17 protein-coding genes are annotated in these 14407 nt (G+C 63.2%); 13 read left to right on the top strand and 4 right to left on the bottom strand.

Features of this window, described 5'->3' with window-relative positions:
• Window positions 1-43: 43 nt before the first annotated feature.
• Both NKJ55_RS04170 and NKJ55_RS04175 read right to left on the bottom strand, forming a co-directional pair.
• The gene (locus NKJ55_RS04170) at window positions 44-1330 is read right to left on the bottom strand and encodes a dihydroorotase (RefSeq protein ID WP_352448790.1); all 1287 of its coding nucleotides are present in this window, start codon (window positions 1328-1330) and stop codon (window positions 44-46) included.
• Window positions 1330-2292, bottom strand: coding sequence for an aspartate carbamoyltransferase catalytic subunit (locus NKJ55_RS04175; protein WP_352448791.1), 963 nt, complete (start codon window positions 2290-2292; stop codon window positions 1330-1332). The genes NKJ55_RS04170 and NKJ55_RS04175 overlap by 1 nt, the downstream gene beginning before the upstream one ends.
• A 155-nt stretch (window positions 2293-2447) precedes the next feature.
• On the opposite strand from NKJ55_RS04175, the gene NKJ55_RS04180 reads away from it, so the two are divergent.
• The 3 genes from NKJ55_RS04180 to NKJ55_RS04190 all read left to right on the top strand — a co-directional run bounded on the left by NKJ55_RS04180 (window position 2448) and on the right by NKJ55_RS04190 (window position 5101).
• Complete coding sequence (locus tag NKJ55_RS04180; protein ID WP_352448792.1) at window positions 2448-4076, top strand: DNA alkylation response protein; 1629 nt, start codon at window positions 2448-2450, stop codon at window positions 4074-4076.
• A gap of 159 nt (window positions 4077-4235) precedes the next feature.
• Window positions 4236-4790 (top strand): hypothetical protein, encoded by a 555-nt coding sequence (locus NKJ55_RS04185; RefSeq protein WP_352448793.1) that lies wholly within the window; start codon window positions 4236-4238, stop codon window positions 4788-4790.
• The gene (locus NKJ55_RS04190) at window positions 4790-5101 is read left to right on the top strand and encodes a DUF6105 family protein (RefSeq protein WP_352448794.1); all 312 of its coding nucleotides are present in this window, start codon (window positions 4790-4792) and stop codon (window positions 5099-5101) included. Before NKJ55_RS04185 ends, NKJ55_RS04190 begins: the two co-directional genes overlap by 1 nt.
• On the opposite strand, the gene ruvX is transcribed toward NKJ55_RS04190, so the two are convergent.
• The gene (gene ruvX, locus NKJ55_RS04195) at window positions 5068-5553 is read right to left on the bottom strand and encodes a Holliday junction resolvase RuvX (RefSeq protein ID WP_352448795.1); all 486 of its coding nucleotides are present in this window, start codon (window positions 5551-5553) and stop codon (window positions 5068-5070) included. The genes NKJ55_RS04190 and ruvX overlap by 34 nt on opposite strands.
• Before the next feature lie 116 nt (window positions 5554-5669).
• On the opposite strand from ruvX, the gene NKJ55_RS04200 reads away from it, so the two are divergent.
• From NKJ55_RS04200 to NKJ55_RS04225, 6 genes are all read left to right on the top strand, one after another.
• Window positions 5670-6377, top strand: a complete 708-nt coding sequence (locus NKJ55_RS04200) for a metal-dependent hydrolase (protein ID WP_352448796.1) — start codon at window positions 5670-5672, stop codon at window positions 6375-6377.
• 24 nt (window positions 6378-6401) lie between these two features.
• Window positions 6402-6818, top strand: a complete 417-nt coding sequence (locus NKJ55_RS04205; protein ID WP_352448797.1) for a hypothetical protein — start codon at window positions 6402-6404, stop codon at window positions 6816-6818.
• Window positions 6819-6894: 76 nt separating this feature from the next.
• Window positions 6895-7182, top strand: a complete 288-nt coding sequence (gene gatC, locus NKJ55_RS04210; protein ID WP_023674910.1) for an Asp-tRNA(Asn)/Glu-tRNA(Gln) amidotransferase subunit GatC — start codon at window positions 6895-6897, stop codon at window positions 7180-7182.
• Window positions 7183-7189: 7 nt separating this feature from the next.
• Entirely contained in the window at window positions 7190-7648 is a 459-nt protein-coding gene (locus NKJ55_RS04215) for a GNAT family N-acetyltransferase (protein ID WP_352448798.1), read from the top strand.
• A complete protein-coding gene (locus NKJ55_RS04220; RefSeq protein ID WP_352448799.1) occupies window positions 7648-9213 on the top strand; it encodes an amidase family protein in 1566 nt (521 codons plus the stop codon). Before NKJ55_RS04215 ends, NKJ55_RS04220 begins: the two co-directional genes overlap by 1 nt.
• A gap of 29 nt (window positions 9214-9242) precedes the next feature.
• Complete coding sequence (locus NKJ55_RS04225; protein WP_352448800.1) at window positions 9243-10037, top strand: YdcF family protein; 795 nt, start codon at window positions 9243-9245, stop codon at window positions 10035-10037.
• Here the strand turns inward: NKJ55_RS04225 and NKJ55_RS04230 are convergent.
• Window positions 9986-10729: a DUF599 domain-containing protein gene (locus NKJ55_RS04230; protein ID WP_352448801.1), complete on the bottom strand. Its 744-nt coding sequence runs from the start codon at window positions 10727-10729 to the stop codon at window positions 9986-9988. The genes NKJ55_RS04225 and NKJ55_RS04230 overlap by 52 nt on opposite strands.
• Window positions 10730-10899: 170 nt before the next feature.
• On the opposite strand from NKJ55_RS04230, the gene NKJ55_RS04235 reads away from it, so the two are divergent.
• The 4 genes from NKJ55_RS04235 to NKJ55_RS04250 all read left to right on the top strand — a co-directional run bounded on the left by NKJ55_RS04235 (window position 10900) and on the right by NKJ55_RS04250 (window position 14380).
• Window positions 10900-12303 carry an L-serine ammonia-lyase gene (locus NKJ55_RS04235; protein ID WP_352448802.1) on the top strand — a complete coding sequence of 468 codons (1404 nt, stop codon included), beginning with the start codon at window positions 10900-10902 and terminating at the stop codon, window positions 12301-12303.
• Between the two features lie 85 nt (window positions 12304-12388).
• Complete coding sequence (locus NKJ55_RS04240; protein ID WP_352448803.1) at window positions 12389-12826, top strand: DUF1489 family protein; 438 nt, start codon at window positions 12389-12391, stop codon at window positions 12824-12826.
• Window positions 12827-12950: 124 nt separating this feature from the next.
• On the top strand, window positions 12951-13682 hold the full coding sequence (locus tag NKJ55_RS04245) for a vWA domain-containing protein (RefSeq protein WP_352448804.1): 732 nt from the start codon (window positions 12951-12953) through the stop codon (window positions 13680-13682).
• Window positions 13682-14380 (top strand): DnaJ domain-containing protein, encoded by a 699-nt coding sequence (locus NKJ55_RS04250; protein ID WP_352448805.1) that lies wholly within the window; start codon window positions 13682-13684, stop codon window positions 14378-14380. Before NKJ55_RS04245 ends, NKJ55_RS04250 begins: the two co-directional genes overlap by 1 nt.
• The last annotated feature ends 27 nt before the right edge of the window (window positions 14381-14407 follow it).

A 14407-nucleotide genomic window follows, 5' to 3' on the forward strand; every position in this document is an offset into this window, starting at 1 on the left:
TCCTTGGCTGAGCGGATTTTAAGCCGTGACGCCTGTTTTCGTCCTAGGCCGAAAACACTGTGCGGCCCGCCACCATTGTTTGCAAGACCTTGCCTTGCAGTCGCGCGCCTTCGAAACAGGTGTTTTTCGAGCGTGAGCGGATGCCGCTCTCGCTGACGACCCATGGCTCGTCCAGATCGACGAGCGAAAGGTCGGCCAATGCCCCCGGTTTCAGCGTGCCGCCGGGCAGGCCGAACAATCTTGCCGGCGCGGTCGACAGTGTCTCGACCAGGCGGAGCAGCGTCACGTCGCCATTGTGATAGAGCCGCAGCGCTGCGCCTAGCAGCGTTTCCAGGCCGATGGCGCCGGCCGCGGCATCGGCAAAGGGAAGGCGCTTGGTGTCGACGTCCTGCGGGTCGTGCGAGGAGACGATGAGATCGATGGTGCCGTCCTTGATCGCTTCGATCATCGCCAGCCGGTCTTCCTCCGCGCGCAGCGGCGGCGTCAGCCGGAAGAAGGTGCGGTACTCGCCGACATCATTCTCGTTGAGCGACAGATTGTGGATCGACACGCCTGAGGTGACGTTGGCGCCATCGGCTTTTGCGCGCGCTACCGCGTTTGCCGCCATAGCCGTCGAAATCTTGGCAGCGTGATAGGCGCCGCCGGTCAGCCGAGCCAGCGCGAGATCGCGCTCCAGGGGGATCGATTCGGCTTCGCGCGGAATGCCGGCAAGGCCAAGCCAGCTTGCGTAAAGGCCTTCGTTCATCACGCCGGCCGAAGCGAGGTCGGCGTCTTGGGTTTCATGCGCGATGACGCCACCGAAATCGCGCGCATAGGTCAGCGCGCGGCGCATCACCAGCGCGCTGGCAATAGAATGCCGGCCATCGGTGAAGGCGACCGCGCCGGCCTCGCGCAGCAGGCCGAATTCGGTCATCTCGCGGCCTTCCAGCCCCTTGGTGATCGCTGCTGCCGGCAAGATGTTGACGATTGCGGTGTCCTTGGCGGTGCGCAGCACGAACTCGACCAGTGCGACATTGTCGATCACCGGGTCGGTATCGGGCATCATGACGATTGAGGTGACGCCGCCGGCCGCCGCAGCGATGCTCGCCGAAGCAATGGTCTCCCGGTGTTCGCCGCCGGGTTCGCCGATGAAGACGCGCGCGTCGATCAATCCGGGGATGATAGTCTTGCCGGCGCAGTCGATGATGGTGGCGCCGTCGGGCGCGCCCTGGTTCAAGGCCGCCTTGCCGGCGGCAACGATTTTGCGGCCTTCGACGATGACGGTGCCGACCTCATCGACGCCGCGCGACGGGTCGACGATGTGGGCCCGGCGGAAGACCGTTATGCTCATCAGGCGCGGCCCTCGTGATTTCGACGGGGGTCGAGCAGCGCTTCCATAACCGCCATGCGCACGGCGACGCCCATCTCAACCTGTTCCTGGATAACGCTTTGCGGGCCGTCGGCGATCTCGGAGGCGATCTCGACGCCGCGGTTCATCGGGCCGGGATGCATGACCAGCGCACCGTCCTTGGCCGCCTTCAGCTTCTCCGCGTCGAGGCCGAAATAGCGGAAATATTCGCGCACCGACGGTACGAAAGCGCCTTCCATGCGTTCGCGCTGCAGGCGCAGCATCATCACCACGTCGGCGTCCTTCAGACCCTCGGCCATGGAACGGGTGACGATGACGCCCATCTTCTCGATGCCGGCGGGCAAAAGCGTCGAAGGGGCGACGACCCTGACCTGGGCACCAAGCGCGTTGAGCAGGATGATGTTGGAGCGGGCCACGCGCGAATGCAGGATGTCCCCGCAGATCGCCACGATCAGCTTCGACAACGGACCCTTGACGCGGCGGATGGTTAGTGCGTCGAGCAGCGCCTGGGTAGGGTGCTCATGGGCGCCGTCGCCGGCATTGACCACCGAACAGCCGACTTTTTGGGCAAGAAGTGCTGCCGCGCCGGCCGATTGATGGCGGATGATCAATATGTCGGGACGCATGGCATTCAGCGTCATCGCCGTATCGATCAGCGTCTCGCCCTTTTTCACCGACGAACTCGCTACGGACATGTTCATGACGTCGGCGCCGAGCCGTTTGCCGGCCAGCTCGAATGACGATTGCGTACGGGTCGAGGCTTCGTAGAAGAGATTGATCTGGGTGCGGCCGCGCAGCGTGGATGTCTTCTTGTCCGACTGCCGCGAGATGGCAACGGCCCTGTCCGCCCGGTCGAGCAGAAGCTCGATGTCGGCAGGGGAAAGATCGCGGATGCCCAGAAGATGGCGGTGGGGATAAAGCGGCAGGGACGATGCGTCGGTCATCTCAAGTCGCTGCTATAGGGGGGAGGCTCCGCGGCTGCAAGCACCGGCTTGGGATTGGATTGGTTCTCCCCGGTATTTTCGTCGCGCGCCGCTGGCCATAGGCTATAAACCGCCTTGGCTTTGGATTCGCAGCCTTCAGGTGATAAGGACGAAGCGTGACTGACGACGTGACCAACCAGCCGCCGCCGCTGGCCGGCGGTAACGCCTGGCGGGGCGATCCGTTGCTGATCCAGCTTGCCGAGCGCTTTTCCGATCCGGTGCGCAAGGACCTCGACGGGCTTGGCCGTTTCGTTCTGACCCATGAGGCGCAGGAACTGGCCCGTCTTGCCAATGTCGAGATGCCGAAGCTCAGGACCCATGACCGCCAGGGCCGGCGCATCGACCAGGTCGAGTTCCATCCCGCCTATCACGCGCTGATGCGCCGCTCTGTTGCCAACGGGCTGCATTCGTCGGTCTGGGAGAATGGCGACGCCGAGATCGGCCGCCGCCACCAGGTGCGCGCTGCACGCTTTTACCTCACGGCTGAGCTCGAGACCGGGCATCTCTGCCCGATCACCATGACCAGCGCTTCGCTGGCAGCGCTGATGGCCAGCCCGAAGCTGTTTCGCGAATGGGCGCCTCGGGTGACGACGCGCAAATACGATCAAAGCCAAAAGCCTCCGGTCGAAAAAGCCGGGCTGACGCTCGGCATGGGCATGACCGAGAAGCAAGGCGGCACTGATGTCCGTGCCAACGTCACCAGGGCCGAGCGCGCGGGCAGCGGGTTTTATCGCCTGACCGGCCACAAATGGTTCATGTCGGCGCCGATGTCGGATGCCTTCCTGGTGCTCGGACAGGTGCCGGAGGGACTGTCGTGCTTTCTCGTTCCCCGCCTGCTCGGCGACGGATCCGGCAACGGCTTCCGTTTTCAACGGCTGAAGGACAAGCTCGGCAACCGATCCAATGCCTCGTCGGAGGTGGAATTCGTCAATACCATCGGCGAGATGGTCGGCGAGCCCGGCGCGGGCGTGAAGACGATCATGGACATGGTGACCCTGACGCGGCTCGACTGTGCCGTCGCCTCATCGGCGATCATGCGGGCCGGACTGGCCGAGGCCGTCCACCACACGCGCCACCGCAAGGTGTTTGGAACCAATCTGATCGAGCAGCCGCTGATGCAGCGTGTGCTGGCCGATATGGCGCTCGACGTTGCCGCCGCTACCGCGCTGTCGTTCCGGCTGGCGCGCTCCTTCGACGAGGCGGCCGGCGACCGCGGCGAGGCGGCCTTCGCCCGCGCCATGACGCCGGTCGTCAAATACTGGGTCTGCAAGATTGCGCCGCCGCTGCTCTATGAAGCGATGGAGTGCCTCGGCGGCAATGGCTATGTCGAGGAGGGGCCGCTCGCCCGCTACTATCGCGAAGCTCCGGTCAACGCGATCTGGGAGGGATCCGGCAACGTCATGGCGCTCGACGTGCTACGTGTGCTGGGGCGTGCACCCGGCCTGTTCGATGACGTGCTGGCCGGCATCGACCGCGATCTCGGCGCCGGCGGACGCGGCACCGTCGGCGTGCTCAAGGCGGCAATGCAGGTCGCTGCAACCGACGAGGGCTCGGCGCGGCTCTTGACCGAGCAATTGGCATTGTCGGCGGCGGCAGCAGAGCTTCGCAGGCTGGGGGCAGGGCGGATCGCCGACGCCTTCGTCGAAACGCGCCTCGCCGGCCAGTGGCGCAATACCTATGGCATGATCGATTCCCGCCATGATGCGCGCATGATCATCGATACGCTCTACCCGCCGATCAACTAAGGGCCGTCGCCCAATTCGCTGCCGCTCTCGCGACCCTGTGGATGGCCGTTAACCTTAACGAATGGTTTCCATTGCGGCGGCCGGTGGCAAAGCCCAGTGTTATGGTTAAGGCAAGGATTGTTCAGCTTGAGCGGCTTTGCCCTGCGAAGCAGGAGCGTCATGCGGCATATTCTGAGCTCTTTTCTGGCATTGCATTGGGCGGCCGTTTTCGCCCTGCTGGCGTTCATTTGCATCGACGGGAATCGAGGCGTGGCGACGGCCCTTAGCGTACTGGGCGTTCCCGTCCAGAACACTCGATTTGCCGATCTCGAAAACGCCGTCGTCGTGGCGCCGCTCGCCGTGGCACTGCTTGTCGTCGCGGTGCTGTTCTGCTGGGCCTTTGTTGAAGCACTGACCAGCGACACGACCAACCCGGATCCCGCCGACAGCGTCATGCGAATCGCCTTCATTTCCGCCTTGGGCGTGCTGTCGCTGATCGTCATCGGCGGCGCCGCGCAAGGCATCAATGGGCTGTTCATGATTGTCGCGGTGCAATTGGCGGCACTTCTGGCGTCCTATGTCGCGATGCTCGCGGAGCGGCGGTCGACCGTTGCCGCGGCAGTTCCAGGGACCGGCGAAATCCGAGCGGCCGCGCATGTCATGGCCAAGGCAGCGGCGCATAATTCCTCGCTTGCCCGCATTTCCGGCCGGCTGGATTCGAGGGATGACCGCTGATGCGCACCTTGTTCGCGCTGTGGGCGGCTCCGCTCCTCTTGTTTTGGGGCTGGTTCTTTCTGTCGCTCAACGACATCAATTTCGGCTATGTCATCCTGAGCCGCCAATTACACGATCTCGTCTTCCAGCTCTATGGACAGATGCTCGGCGTTGATCCGGCGCTTATTCCGGGCATGGTGGCGAAAGCTTGCGTGTTCGATGGGCTGCTGCTGGTGGCGTTCTGGGCATTTCGCCGCCGCAAGGCGATTGGTGGCTGGATCACGGCGATGCGCAACCGCTATTTCGACCAGGCATCGACGCCGAGCGCCTGAAGCCGGTCGAGAACACCTTGGAGGATAAAAGCGGCCGCCGCAGAATCGATCTTGCCGGCGCGTTTCTTGCGGGAAAAATCCATCTCGATCAGCGTCCGCTCGGCCGCCACCGTCGACAGCCGTTCGTCCCAAAAGAGGAAGGGCAGATCGGTCAATCCAGCCATGTTGCGCACGAAAGCGCGGGATTTTTGGGCGCGCGGGCCTTCGGAGCCGTCCATGTTGATGGGGAGGCCGATCACCACGGCGCCGGCATTTTCCTTCTGTAGCAGAGCGAGCAGCACTGCGGCATCGAGCGAGAATTTCCTGCGCATGATGACAGGGCGCGGGTGGGCGAACGACAAGCCGCGGTCGGAAACCGCCATGCCGATTGTCTTGTCGCCGAGGTCGAGACCGGCCAGGGTCTTGCCGCCGCCGAGCCGGGCCGGCAACTCCTCGATGGTGATGATGCCCAACGGCTTTTCCTTTGACCGCGACGCCGCACGTCCTATACGCGCAAAGCGTGCGTGGCACTTTAATTTCGCCGTCGGCGTTCTATCCTCTACCGAAGCAAAAATCGAGGAAAGCATTGATGAAACTGACCTGGTACGGACATTCGGCATTCCGAATTGAAATCGAAGGCGCGAAAATCCTCATCGACCCCTATCTGGTCGGCAATCCATCATGGACGGGCGGCTGGGAAGGGCCGGCCGAAGGGATCACGCACGTGTTGCTCACCCATGGCCACAGCGACCACATCAGCGGCGCCATCGAAGTGCTCAAGAAGAGCGGCGCGATGCTGGTCGCCAATTTCGAGATTTGCATGTACCTGGTCGGCAAGGGCGTCGGTGACAAGCAGATCAATCCCGGCAATATCGGCGGCACCGTCGATTGCGGCGGCTTCACCACCACCTTCGTTCAGGCTCTGCATTCATCGTCCTTTCCGGGCGAGGGTGGCCAGAATACCTATCTCGGCAATCCGGGTGGGCTCGTCCTGCACTTTCCCGAGGACAAGACGCTTTATCATATGGGCGACACCGACATTTTTTCCGACATGGCGCTGATCAACGAGTTGCACGAACCGAAGATCGGCATCGTGCCGATCGGCGACCGCTTCACCATGGGTGGCGCGGTAGCAGCCCTTGCCTGCCAGCGTTTCTTCAAGTTCGAGACGGTCGTTCCCGCTCACTTCGGCACATTTCCGATGATCGATCAGACCGCCGACAAATTCGTGGCCGGGCTGGATGGATCGGGTGTGAAAGTTGCGTTGCCGAAGATCGGCGAGACGATTACGCTGTAAAGAAAGCCGGTCCGGAACGATACGATGCGCTTGAGAAATTCTCTTTGCATTTCCATGCTGGTTGCCGCGTCGCCGACGCTGGGCGCGGAAAATTTCATCGAGGGCGTCTATCTGCAATCGGAGGACCTCTGCGCGCAGGCCAAAAAGGATACGCTGCAGACGGTGATCGAGGGCGGCAATATCGTGCTGTCGGCAAATGGCCTGGAAAGCATCGAATATAATTGTGAATTCCTGCAGATCACCAAAGCGACACGCTCACCAAGCTGGGCGGTGACCGCTATATGCCAGGAGCCGGGCTACGTCTTTCCCGATGTTCTCTCACTGACACAGATGAGCCCGAAGCAGATCGACCTGGTATCGGTTCGGCCTGCCGCCGACGAAGGCGAGCAGAGCGGCAACGGCGGCAGTTATTTCCTCTGCGACGGCGTGGCGATGCCATAGGGCAGTTGAAGGCACGATGCATGTTGCGCGGCACGCGCCGCGCCGCTATAGCGCTGGTTTTCCCCGAGGCACAAACATGTCCGTTGATATAAAAACCGTGAAGCGCGTCGCGCATCTTGCCCGTATTGCGGTGAGCGAGGAGGATGCAGAGCGCATGACCGGCGAATTGAACGCCATTTTGGGCTTTGTCGAGCAGTTGAACGAGGTCGATGTTTCCGGCGTCGAGCCGATGACGTCGGTCACGCCGATGGCAATGAAAAAGCGCCAGGACGTCGTCACCGACGGCGGCAAGGCAGCCGACATCGTCGCCAACGCGCCGGCGACCGAAGAGAATTTCTTCCTTGTGCCGAAGGTCGTGGAGTAGCAGGCCGATGGCAATCGACATCGCGGCTGAGACGCCGCTGCAGGACGATGTGCGTGGGCTGGTCGAGGAGCTCAACGCCACATTGCTGGAGCTGACGCCGCCGGAGCATTGCTACCATTTGACGGTCGAGCAGATGGCGGACCGCGACACGACCGTCTTCATCGCCCGCGACAACGGCCTTGCCATCGGTTGCGGCGCACTGAAGCGCCACGATGCTGTCGTCGGCGAGGTCAAGCGCATGTATACGCGACCTTCGCATCGCGGCCACAAGATCGGCGCGAAGATTGTCGAGCGTATCGAGGCGCTGGCGCGCCAAGAAGGGCTTAAGCGTCTGGTGCTGGAGACGGGCGACCGTCATCCCGCCGCCTGGACCGTCTACGAACGCGCCGGTTTTTCGCGTTGCGGCCCGGTACTGGACTATCCCGATTCCGAGTGGTCGGTGTTTTACGAAAAGAGCCTTGCCTGATGAGCGACCTTACCCAGCTGACGATTTCGCAGGCCCGCGCCAAATTGCGCTCCAGGGAGATCACCGCCACCGAAATCACCGAGGCTTATCTATCGGCGGTCGAGCGAGCCAATCCGGCGCTCAATGCCTACGTGGTGGTCACCGACGACAAGGCGCGCGACATGGCCAAGGCCTCCGACGCGAAACTGGCCAAGGGCGAGGGCGGGTCGCTCGAGGGTATCCCGCTCGGCATCAAGGATTTGTTCGGCACCGAAGGCGTCCACACCCAGGCCTGCAGCCATGTGCTGGACGGCTTCAAGCCGCGCTACGAATCGACGGTCACCGCCAATCTGTGGGCGGATGGTGCCGTCATGCTCGGCAAGCTCAACATGGACGAGTTCGCCATGGGCTCGTCCAACGAGACCTCGTATTACGGGCCGGTCATCAACCCGTGGCGGCGTTCGCGCCTCGACACGGTGGTGATGCCGATGACACATCAGGGCGAGGGCGGCTTCGTTTCGGCGGGCGGCACCAGGACCGCGCGCGCGTTGGACAATGCCCAACTGGTGCCGGGCGGTTCGTCCGGTGGCTCCGCATCAGCGGTCTCGGCCTTCCTGTGCGCCGGCGCCACCGCCACCGATACCGGCGGCTCGATCCGCCAGCCCGCCGCCTTCACTGGCACAGTCGGCATCAAGCCGACCTATGGCCGCTGCTCGCGCTGGGGGATCGTAGCCTTCGCCTCGTCGCTCGACCAGGCCGGGCCGATCGCGCGCGACGTGCGCGATGCCGCGATCCTGTTGAAGTCGATGGCTTCGGTCGACCCGAAGGACACGACGTCCGTCGACCTGCCGGTGCCGGACTACGAGGCGGCGATGGCCCGCACGATCAGGGGCATGAAGGTCGGCATTCCCAAGGAATATCGTGTCGACGACATGCCCGCGGAGATTGAGGCGCTGTGGCAGAAAGGCATTGCCTGGCTGCGGGATGCTGGTGCCGAGATCGTCGATATCTCGCTGCCGCATACCAAATACGCGCTGCCGGCCTATTACATCGTGGCGCCGGCCGAAGCCTCGTCCAACCTCGCCCGTTACGACGGCGTCCGCTATGGCTTGCGCGTGCCCGGCAAGGACATTGTCGATATGTATGAAAAGACCCGCGCCGCCGGCTTCGGGCGGGAGGTCAAGCGCCGCATCATGATCGGCACCTATGTGCTTTCCGCCGGCTACTACGATGCCTACTATCTACAGGCGCAGAAGGTTCGAACCCTGATCAAGCGTGACTTCGAAAATGTGTTTGCAGCAGGCGTCGACGTCATCCTGACGCCGGCAACGCCTTCCGCCGCCTTCGGCATCGCCGACGAGGACATGGCCGCCGACCCGGTCAAGATGTATCTCAACGACATTTTTACGGTGACGGTGAACATGGCCGGCCTGCCCGGCATAGCGGTTCCGGCCGGGCTCGACGCCAAGGGGCTGCCGCTCGGCCTGCAGCTGATCGGCCGGCCCTTCGACGAGGAAACGCTGTTCCAGACCGCCCATGTCATCGAAAAGGCGGCCGGCACATTTCAGCCGGAAAAATGGTGGTAAGATCGTTTCTCATCTGAGGGGGGTGAGGGATGTTCTTCTATGTCTCCAAGGTTCTCGGGTTCTTCGTCGAGCCGTTGAATCTCGCGATCTTCCTGCTGCTGGCGGGGCTGGTCGCGGCGATGTTCGGGCGGCGACGGCTGGCGACCGCCGGCAGCGCTCTTGCCTTCCTCATTCTGGCGGTTTCGACATGGAGCCCGCTCGGCCCCATGATGCTCAATCGGCTGGAGGAACGCTTCCCCAGGTCGCCGCTGCCGGAAAAGGTTGACGGTATCATAGTGCTTGGCGGCAGTCTGGATGGCGCCGTCAATCTGGTGCGTGGCGGCTATGAAATGAACTCCAGCGGCGACCGGATGGTCGAGGCGGTCGTGCTGGCGCGGCGCTTTCCGACAGCGAAAGTCGTTATCTCCGGTGGCAGCATCGAAACGTTCCGCGGCGGCGAAGGCGATGCAGATACCGCGCCGCGTCTTTTTGCCGCTTTCGGCGTGGCGGCCGATCGGCTGATCCTCGAGAACAAATCCCGCAGCACCTACGAGAACGCTGTCTTTACCAGGGAACTGGTGACGCCGAAACCGGGCGAAACCTGGTTGCTGGTGACCTCGGCCTTCCATATGCCACGCGCCAAGGCGCTGTTCGACAAAGCCGGCTTTTCGACCGTTCCGTGGCCGGTCGACTATCGCACTTCCGGCAAGGAAAGCATCGGCACCTTGCCTTATCCCGGCGACTGGCTGGAGGTCACCACTGTTGCGATCCGCGAATGGATAGGGCTCACCGCCTATTGGCTGTCGGGCCGCATCGATCGGCCTTTCCCCGGACCGGGCGGCTGACCGAGCACCGCCTGCCGCGCCGCCGAGAAAAACTGGCGGCGCACCAGTACCGCCAGAAGCAGCAGCGTCGATAGCACGAAGACGGTGGGATCGACGAACCAACCGAGATAGCCGATCGAGAAGAACACGCCGCGCAGGCCCGAATTGAAATGCTTTCCGGCCAGCATGTTCATGCGCGCGGCACGCCACACCGCCGTTTCGGTGACCGGATTGCGCGACGCCTCGCCATGTGGAATCGGCACGGCGCCGATCAGGATCGAGCAATAGTTGAACAGCCGGTAAGCCCAGCCGAACTTGAAGAAGGAAAAGGCCAGGATCAGCACCAGCCCGAACACCTTCGTCTGGAAGGCCGCGCGTGAGGACGTGGCGCCAAACGGCAGGTCGCTCAGCACGGTCAGAACCTGATCGGAAGCGCCGAGCAGGGCAAAACAGCCGCCGATCGCAATCAGCGAACTGGAGGCAAAGAAGGCGGTCCCCTGTTGCAGCCCGCTCATGATAGCGGTGTCGACGATGCGGATCTCGCGTTCGGCCATGGTCCGCATCCAGGCCTCGCGCTGCGCGTTCATAGCCCTCGTCAGCGACACGCGGCTGACCAGCATTCCGTCCGCGGCGAGCGTATGCAGCACCCACGCGGCAAGGAAGAACCCCAGCGCCGCAAGGTCGGCCATCGATAGATGAAAGGAATCGCTCATGCGTTGCTTTTACCACAGGCGGAGGGGGCGCTTCGATGGTCGAAGCTGGAATGTCGCTGCCGGAGCAAACGAGGTCGGCAGGCGCAGCGCGGCGGTCCTTAAAACAGCGGAAAACATCATGGGAATTCCTATATGTAGACCTCAACAGGGTCCCAGGAGAAAACGCCCACGTGTTCCTTTCGGTTTTCGACTTGTTCAAGATCGGCATCGGCCCATCGAGTTCGCACACGATGGGGCCGATGACGGCCGCGCGGCGGTTTCTCGACGAGATTGCGGGAGACGACTGGCCGCGCCCGGCCGGCGCCAAGGTCGACCGGATCGCGGCCAGCCTGCATGGCTCGCTCGCCTATACCGGCATCGGCCATGGCTCCGATCGTGCCGTGGTGCTCGGCCTCGCCGGCCAGACGCCGCAGACGGTGGATCCCGACCTAGCAGACGGCATCGTCGCTCGCATCGCCGCCGAGAAGCGGATTTCGCCGCCCGGCCATCCGTCCTACCGTTTCGACCCGGCAACGGATCTTGTGCTGGATCGCAAGACGCCGCTGCCGGGTCACGCCAACGGCATGGCCTTCTCTGCCCATGATGCCGGCGACCGGTTGCTGCTGAGGCGCGTCTATTATTCGATCGGCGGCGGCTTCGTAGTGTCCGAGGAAGAACTGCAGCGGATGAAGGCGAGGGGCTCGGCGACAACCGAAGGCAAGAAGGTTCCGTATCCGTTCAAGAACGCCGTCGAAATGCTGTCCATGGCAGCGAAAAGCGGGCTTTCCATCGCCGAGATGAAGCGCGTCAACGAGGAGACGCAGATGTCGCGCGGGGAGCTCGACGCCGGCCTCGACGGCATCTGGAGCGCCATGAAGGGCTGCATCGAGCGCGGCCTGTCGCAAGACGGCATCATGCCGGGCGGACTCAAGGTGCGCCGCCGTGCGCGGATGCTGCACGACAAGCTGCAGGAGCAATGGCAGCAGAACCGGCCCAACCCGCTGCTCGCCAATGACTGGCTGTCGATCTATGCGATGGCGGTCAATGAGGAGAACGCTGCCGGCGGCCGTGTCGTCACCGCGCCAACCAATGGGGCGGCCGGCACTCTGCCGGCGGTGTTGCGCTACTGGTTGCATTTCCATCCCGAAGCCGACCAGCCCAGCATCCGCGATTTCCTGCTGACGGCGGCGGCCGTCGGCGGCATCATCAAAACCAATGCTTCGATCTCGGGGGCGGAAGTCGGCTGCCAGGGTGAGGTCGGTTCGGCTTCGGCAATGGCTGCGGCGGGATTGTGCGCCGTCATGGGCGGCACGCCCGAGCAGGTCGAGAATGCTGCCGAGATCGCGCTGGAACATCATCTCGGCATGACCTGCGATCCGGTCGGCGGCCTGGTGCAGGTGCCGTGTATCGAGCGCAACGCGCTTGGTGCCGTCAAGGCGGTGACCGCCGCTTCGCTGGCCATCAAGGGCGACGGCGTTCATTTCGTGCCGCTCGATGCCGCGATCGAGACGATGCGCCAGACCGGCCTCGACATGAACGAAAAGTACAAGGAAACCAGCCTTGGCGGATTGGCCGTCAATGTCGTGGAGTGCTGAGCGCCAATCTGGCGGCATGGACCACCACTGTGGAGAAGTCGATCAGGCCGTTGACGCGTTCGCGTGCTGGACTAAACCTTAAACGATGTCTCTCAATCTCATAAAGCTTTGCGTCGGCTGTGACAGCGTCGAGGATCTGGAAGAGTGGATTGCCTTCCGTCTCGACGAGCGCCGCCGCGCCGGCGAACCGGCCGAGCACTACCACACCACCCGCATGGTGCCGACGCGCGGCGCCGAGATTGCCGACGGCGGCTCGCTCTACTGGGTGATCAAGGGCAATGTCCAATGCCGCCAGTTGATCACCGAAATCCGGCCCTTCACCGATGACGAGGGCATCGGCCGTTGCCATCTGATCCTCGATCCCGAGGTCGTGCGCACTGACTGGCAACCGCGCCGTGCATTCCAGGGGTGGCGCTACCTGAAGCAGGCGGACGCGCCGGCCGATCTCGGCAAGGGCAAAGCTGGGCTGATCGAGATGCCGCCGAAGCTCAGGCGTGAGCTTGCCGATCTCGGCCTGCTCTGACGCCAAGAAACGCAACGCCAGGACCACCAGCCGAAGCGTCGTCCGCAGGTGCCATCATCACAGGTCCTCCAGGTCGCCTCATCTGGGCTTGCAAGCCGGGGAACAACGCCACATCTTGAATGTCATGAGCGACAAGAAGCAGCCCGTGTCTGCAAAGGCCAATCCTGCGCCGGTCGAGTCTCAATCGAGCACCGGCGAGATCGACGCGTTTCTCCGTCAGGCAAGGACGCTCGCTGCATCCGCTACCGGTTCAGGTAGGCTGATCCTGTCCCTCGACGCGACGATGAGCCGCCAGCCGACCTGGGATCTCGCCTGTGCGCTGCAGGCCGAGATGTTCGACGCCGTCGGCAAGGCCGGGGCGCTCAAGGTTCAACTTGTCTATTTTCGCGGCCTTGGCGAGTGCCGCTCGTCCGCATTCGTCACCGATACCGCAGCTCTGAAACAGCTGATGACGCGCATCGACTGCCGCAGCGGCCATACCCAAATCGGCAAGGTGCTCGCCCATGCGCTGAAACAGACGGCGGCGGCCAAGGTCAACGCGCTGGTCTATATCGGCGACGCGATGGAAGAAAACATAGATGATCTGGCCGAAAAGGCCGGCAGCCTCGGTCTGCACGGCGTTCCTGTCTTCGTCTTTCAGGAGGGCCATGATGCCGCTGCGGAAAAGGCGTTCAAGGAAATTGCGCGGCTGTCGAAAGGGGCCTGGTTCCGGTTCGATCGGCGGGCTGCCGCGACGTTGGCCGGCCTGCTTTCGTCCGTCGCCGTGTTTGCGACCGGCGGGCTGAAGGCACTGGAGGCCCGCGGCAGGCCGGAGGACCGGCTGATGATCGAGCATATGCGGGGCGGCGGAAACTGATGGGCGCGATTATCGCTTTCGTAGCATTGCTTCTGGTGTTTCTCGGCATGCTCACCATCTTCCTGCGCGCCGATCCGGCGAAGCTTGCAGGCGGCATGAGGACGCTTGGACCTGTGCTGCTCGGGCTGGTCGGCGTCGCCGTGCTGCTGGTCGGGCGCGAGGGCATCGGCGGCTTGATCCTGTCGGCTGCGCTCGCCTGGTACGGCTCCATGCGCATGAATCGGCCGGCAGCCAAACTGGCGGCAGGCAAGCGTTCGACAGTTCGTACGGCGGCGCTTGAGATGGAACTCGATCACGATACCGGCGGCCTCGAAGGCCTTGTGCTGGCCGGGCGCCATGAAGGCAAGATGCTTGGCTCGATGGGGCTTGCCGAATTGCAGCAACTCTATCGCGAACTCTCCGGCGATCCGGAGAGCCGCCAATTGCTAGAGACGTATCTTGACGGCCGATTTCCCATCTGGCGCAAAGACGCTGATGCGAATGGTGGCGAAGGGCTGGGTGTTGCGCCAGGTTCTGGCGCCATGACTAAGGAGGAGGCCTACAAGATCCTTGGTCTTGAAGCGGGGGCTGCCGCGGCGGATGTCCGCAAGGCGCACCGCCGCCTGATGCAGCGCCTGCACCCCGATATCGGTGGCACGTCTTTCCTGGCGGCGCGGATCAATGAAGCCAAGGACGTCTTGCTCTCCAATCACAACTAGTCTCCTTCGACGCAGAACCTCGGGAAA

The sequence above is a fragment of the Mesorhizobium sp. M0106 genome (assembly GCF_040322715.1).
Classification (GTDB): domain Bacteria; phylum Pseudomonadota; class Alphaproteobacteria; order Rhizobiales; family Rhizobiaceae; genus Mesorhizobium.

Coding starts and splice junctions, on each gene's coding strand:
- NKJ55_RS04170 (WP_352448790.1), bottom strand. CDS start 1,330: ATGAGCATAACGGTCTTCCGCCGGGCCCACATCGTCGACCCGTCGCGC.
- NKJ55_RS04175 (WP_352448791.1), bottom strand. CDS start 2,292: ATGACCGACGCATCGTCCCTGCCGCTTTATCCCCACCGCCATCTTCTG.
- NKJ55_RS04185 (WP_352448793.1), top strand. CDS start 4,236: ATGCGGCATATTCTGAGCTCTTTTCTGGCATTGCATTGGGCGGCCGTT.
- NKJ55_RS04190 (WP_352448794.1), top strand. CDS start 4,790: ATGCGCACCTTGTTCGCGCTGTGGGCGGCTCCGCTCCTCTTGTTTTGG.
- NKJ55_RS04200 (WP_352448796.1), top strand. CDS start 5,670: ATGAAACTGACCTGGTACGGACATTCGGCATTCCGAATTGAAATCGAA.
- NKJ55_RS04205 (WP_352448797.1), top strand. CDS start 6,402: ATGCGCTTGAGAAATTCTCTTTGCATTTCCATGCTGGTTGCCGCGTCG.
- gatC (WP_023674910.1), top strand. CDS start 6,895: ATGTCCGTTGATATAAAAACCGTGAAGCGCGTCGCGCATCTTGCCCGT.
- NKJ55_RS04215 (WP_352448798.1), top strand. CDS start 7,190: ATGGCAATCGACATCGCGGCTGAGACGCCGCTGCAGGACGATGTGCGT.
- NKJ55_RS04220 (WP_352448799.1), top strand. CDS start 7,648: ATGAGCGACCTTACCCAGCTGACGATTTCGCAGGCCCGCGCCAAATTG.
- NKJ55_RS04225 (WP_352448800.1), top strand. CDS start 9,243: ATGTTCTTCTATGTCTCCAAGGTTCTCGGGTTCTTCGTCGAGCCGTTG.
- NKJ55_RS04230 (WP_352448801.1), bottom strand. CDS start 10,729: ATGAGCGATTCCTTTCATCTATCGATGGCCGACCTTGCGGCGCTGGGG.
- NKJ55_RS04240 (WP_352448803.1), top strand. CDS start 12,389: ATGTCTCTCAATCTCATAAAGCTTTGCGTCGGCTGTGACAGCGTCGAG.
- NKJ55_RS04245 (WP_352448804.1), top strand. CDS start 12,951: ATGAGCGACAAGAAGCAGCCCGTGTCTGCAAAGGCCAATCCTGCGCCG.
- NKJ55_RS04250 (WP_352448805.1), top strand. CDS start 13,682: ATGGGCGCGATTATCGCTTTCGTAGCATTGCTTCTGGTGTTTCTCGGC.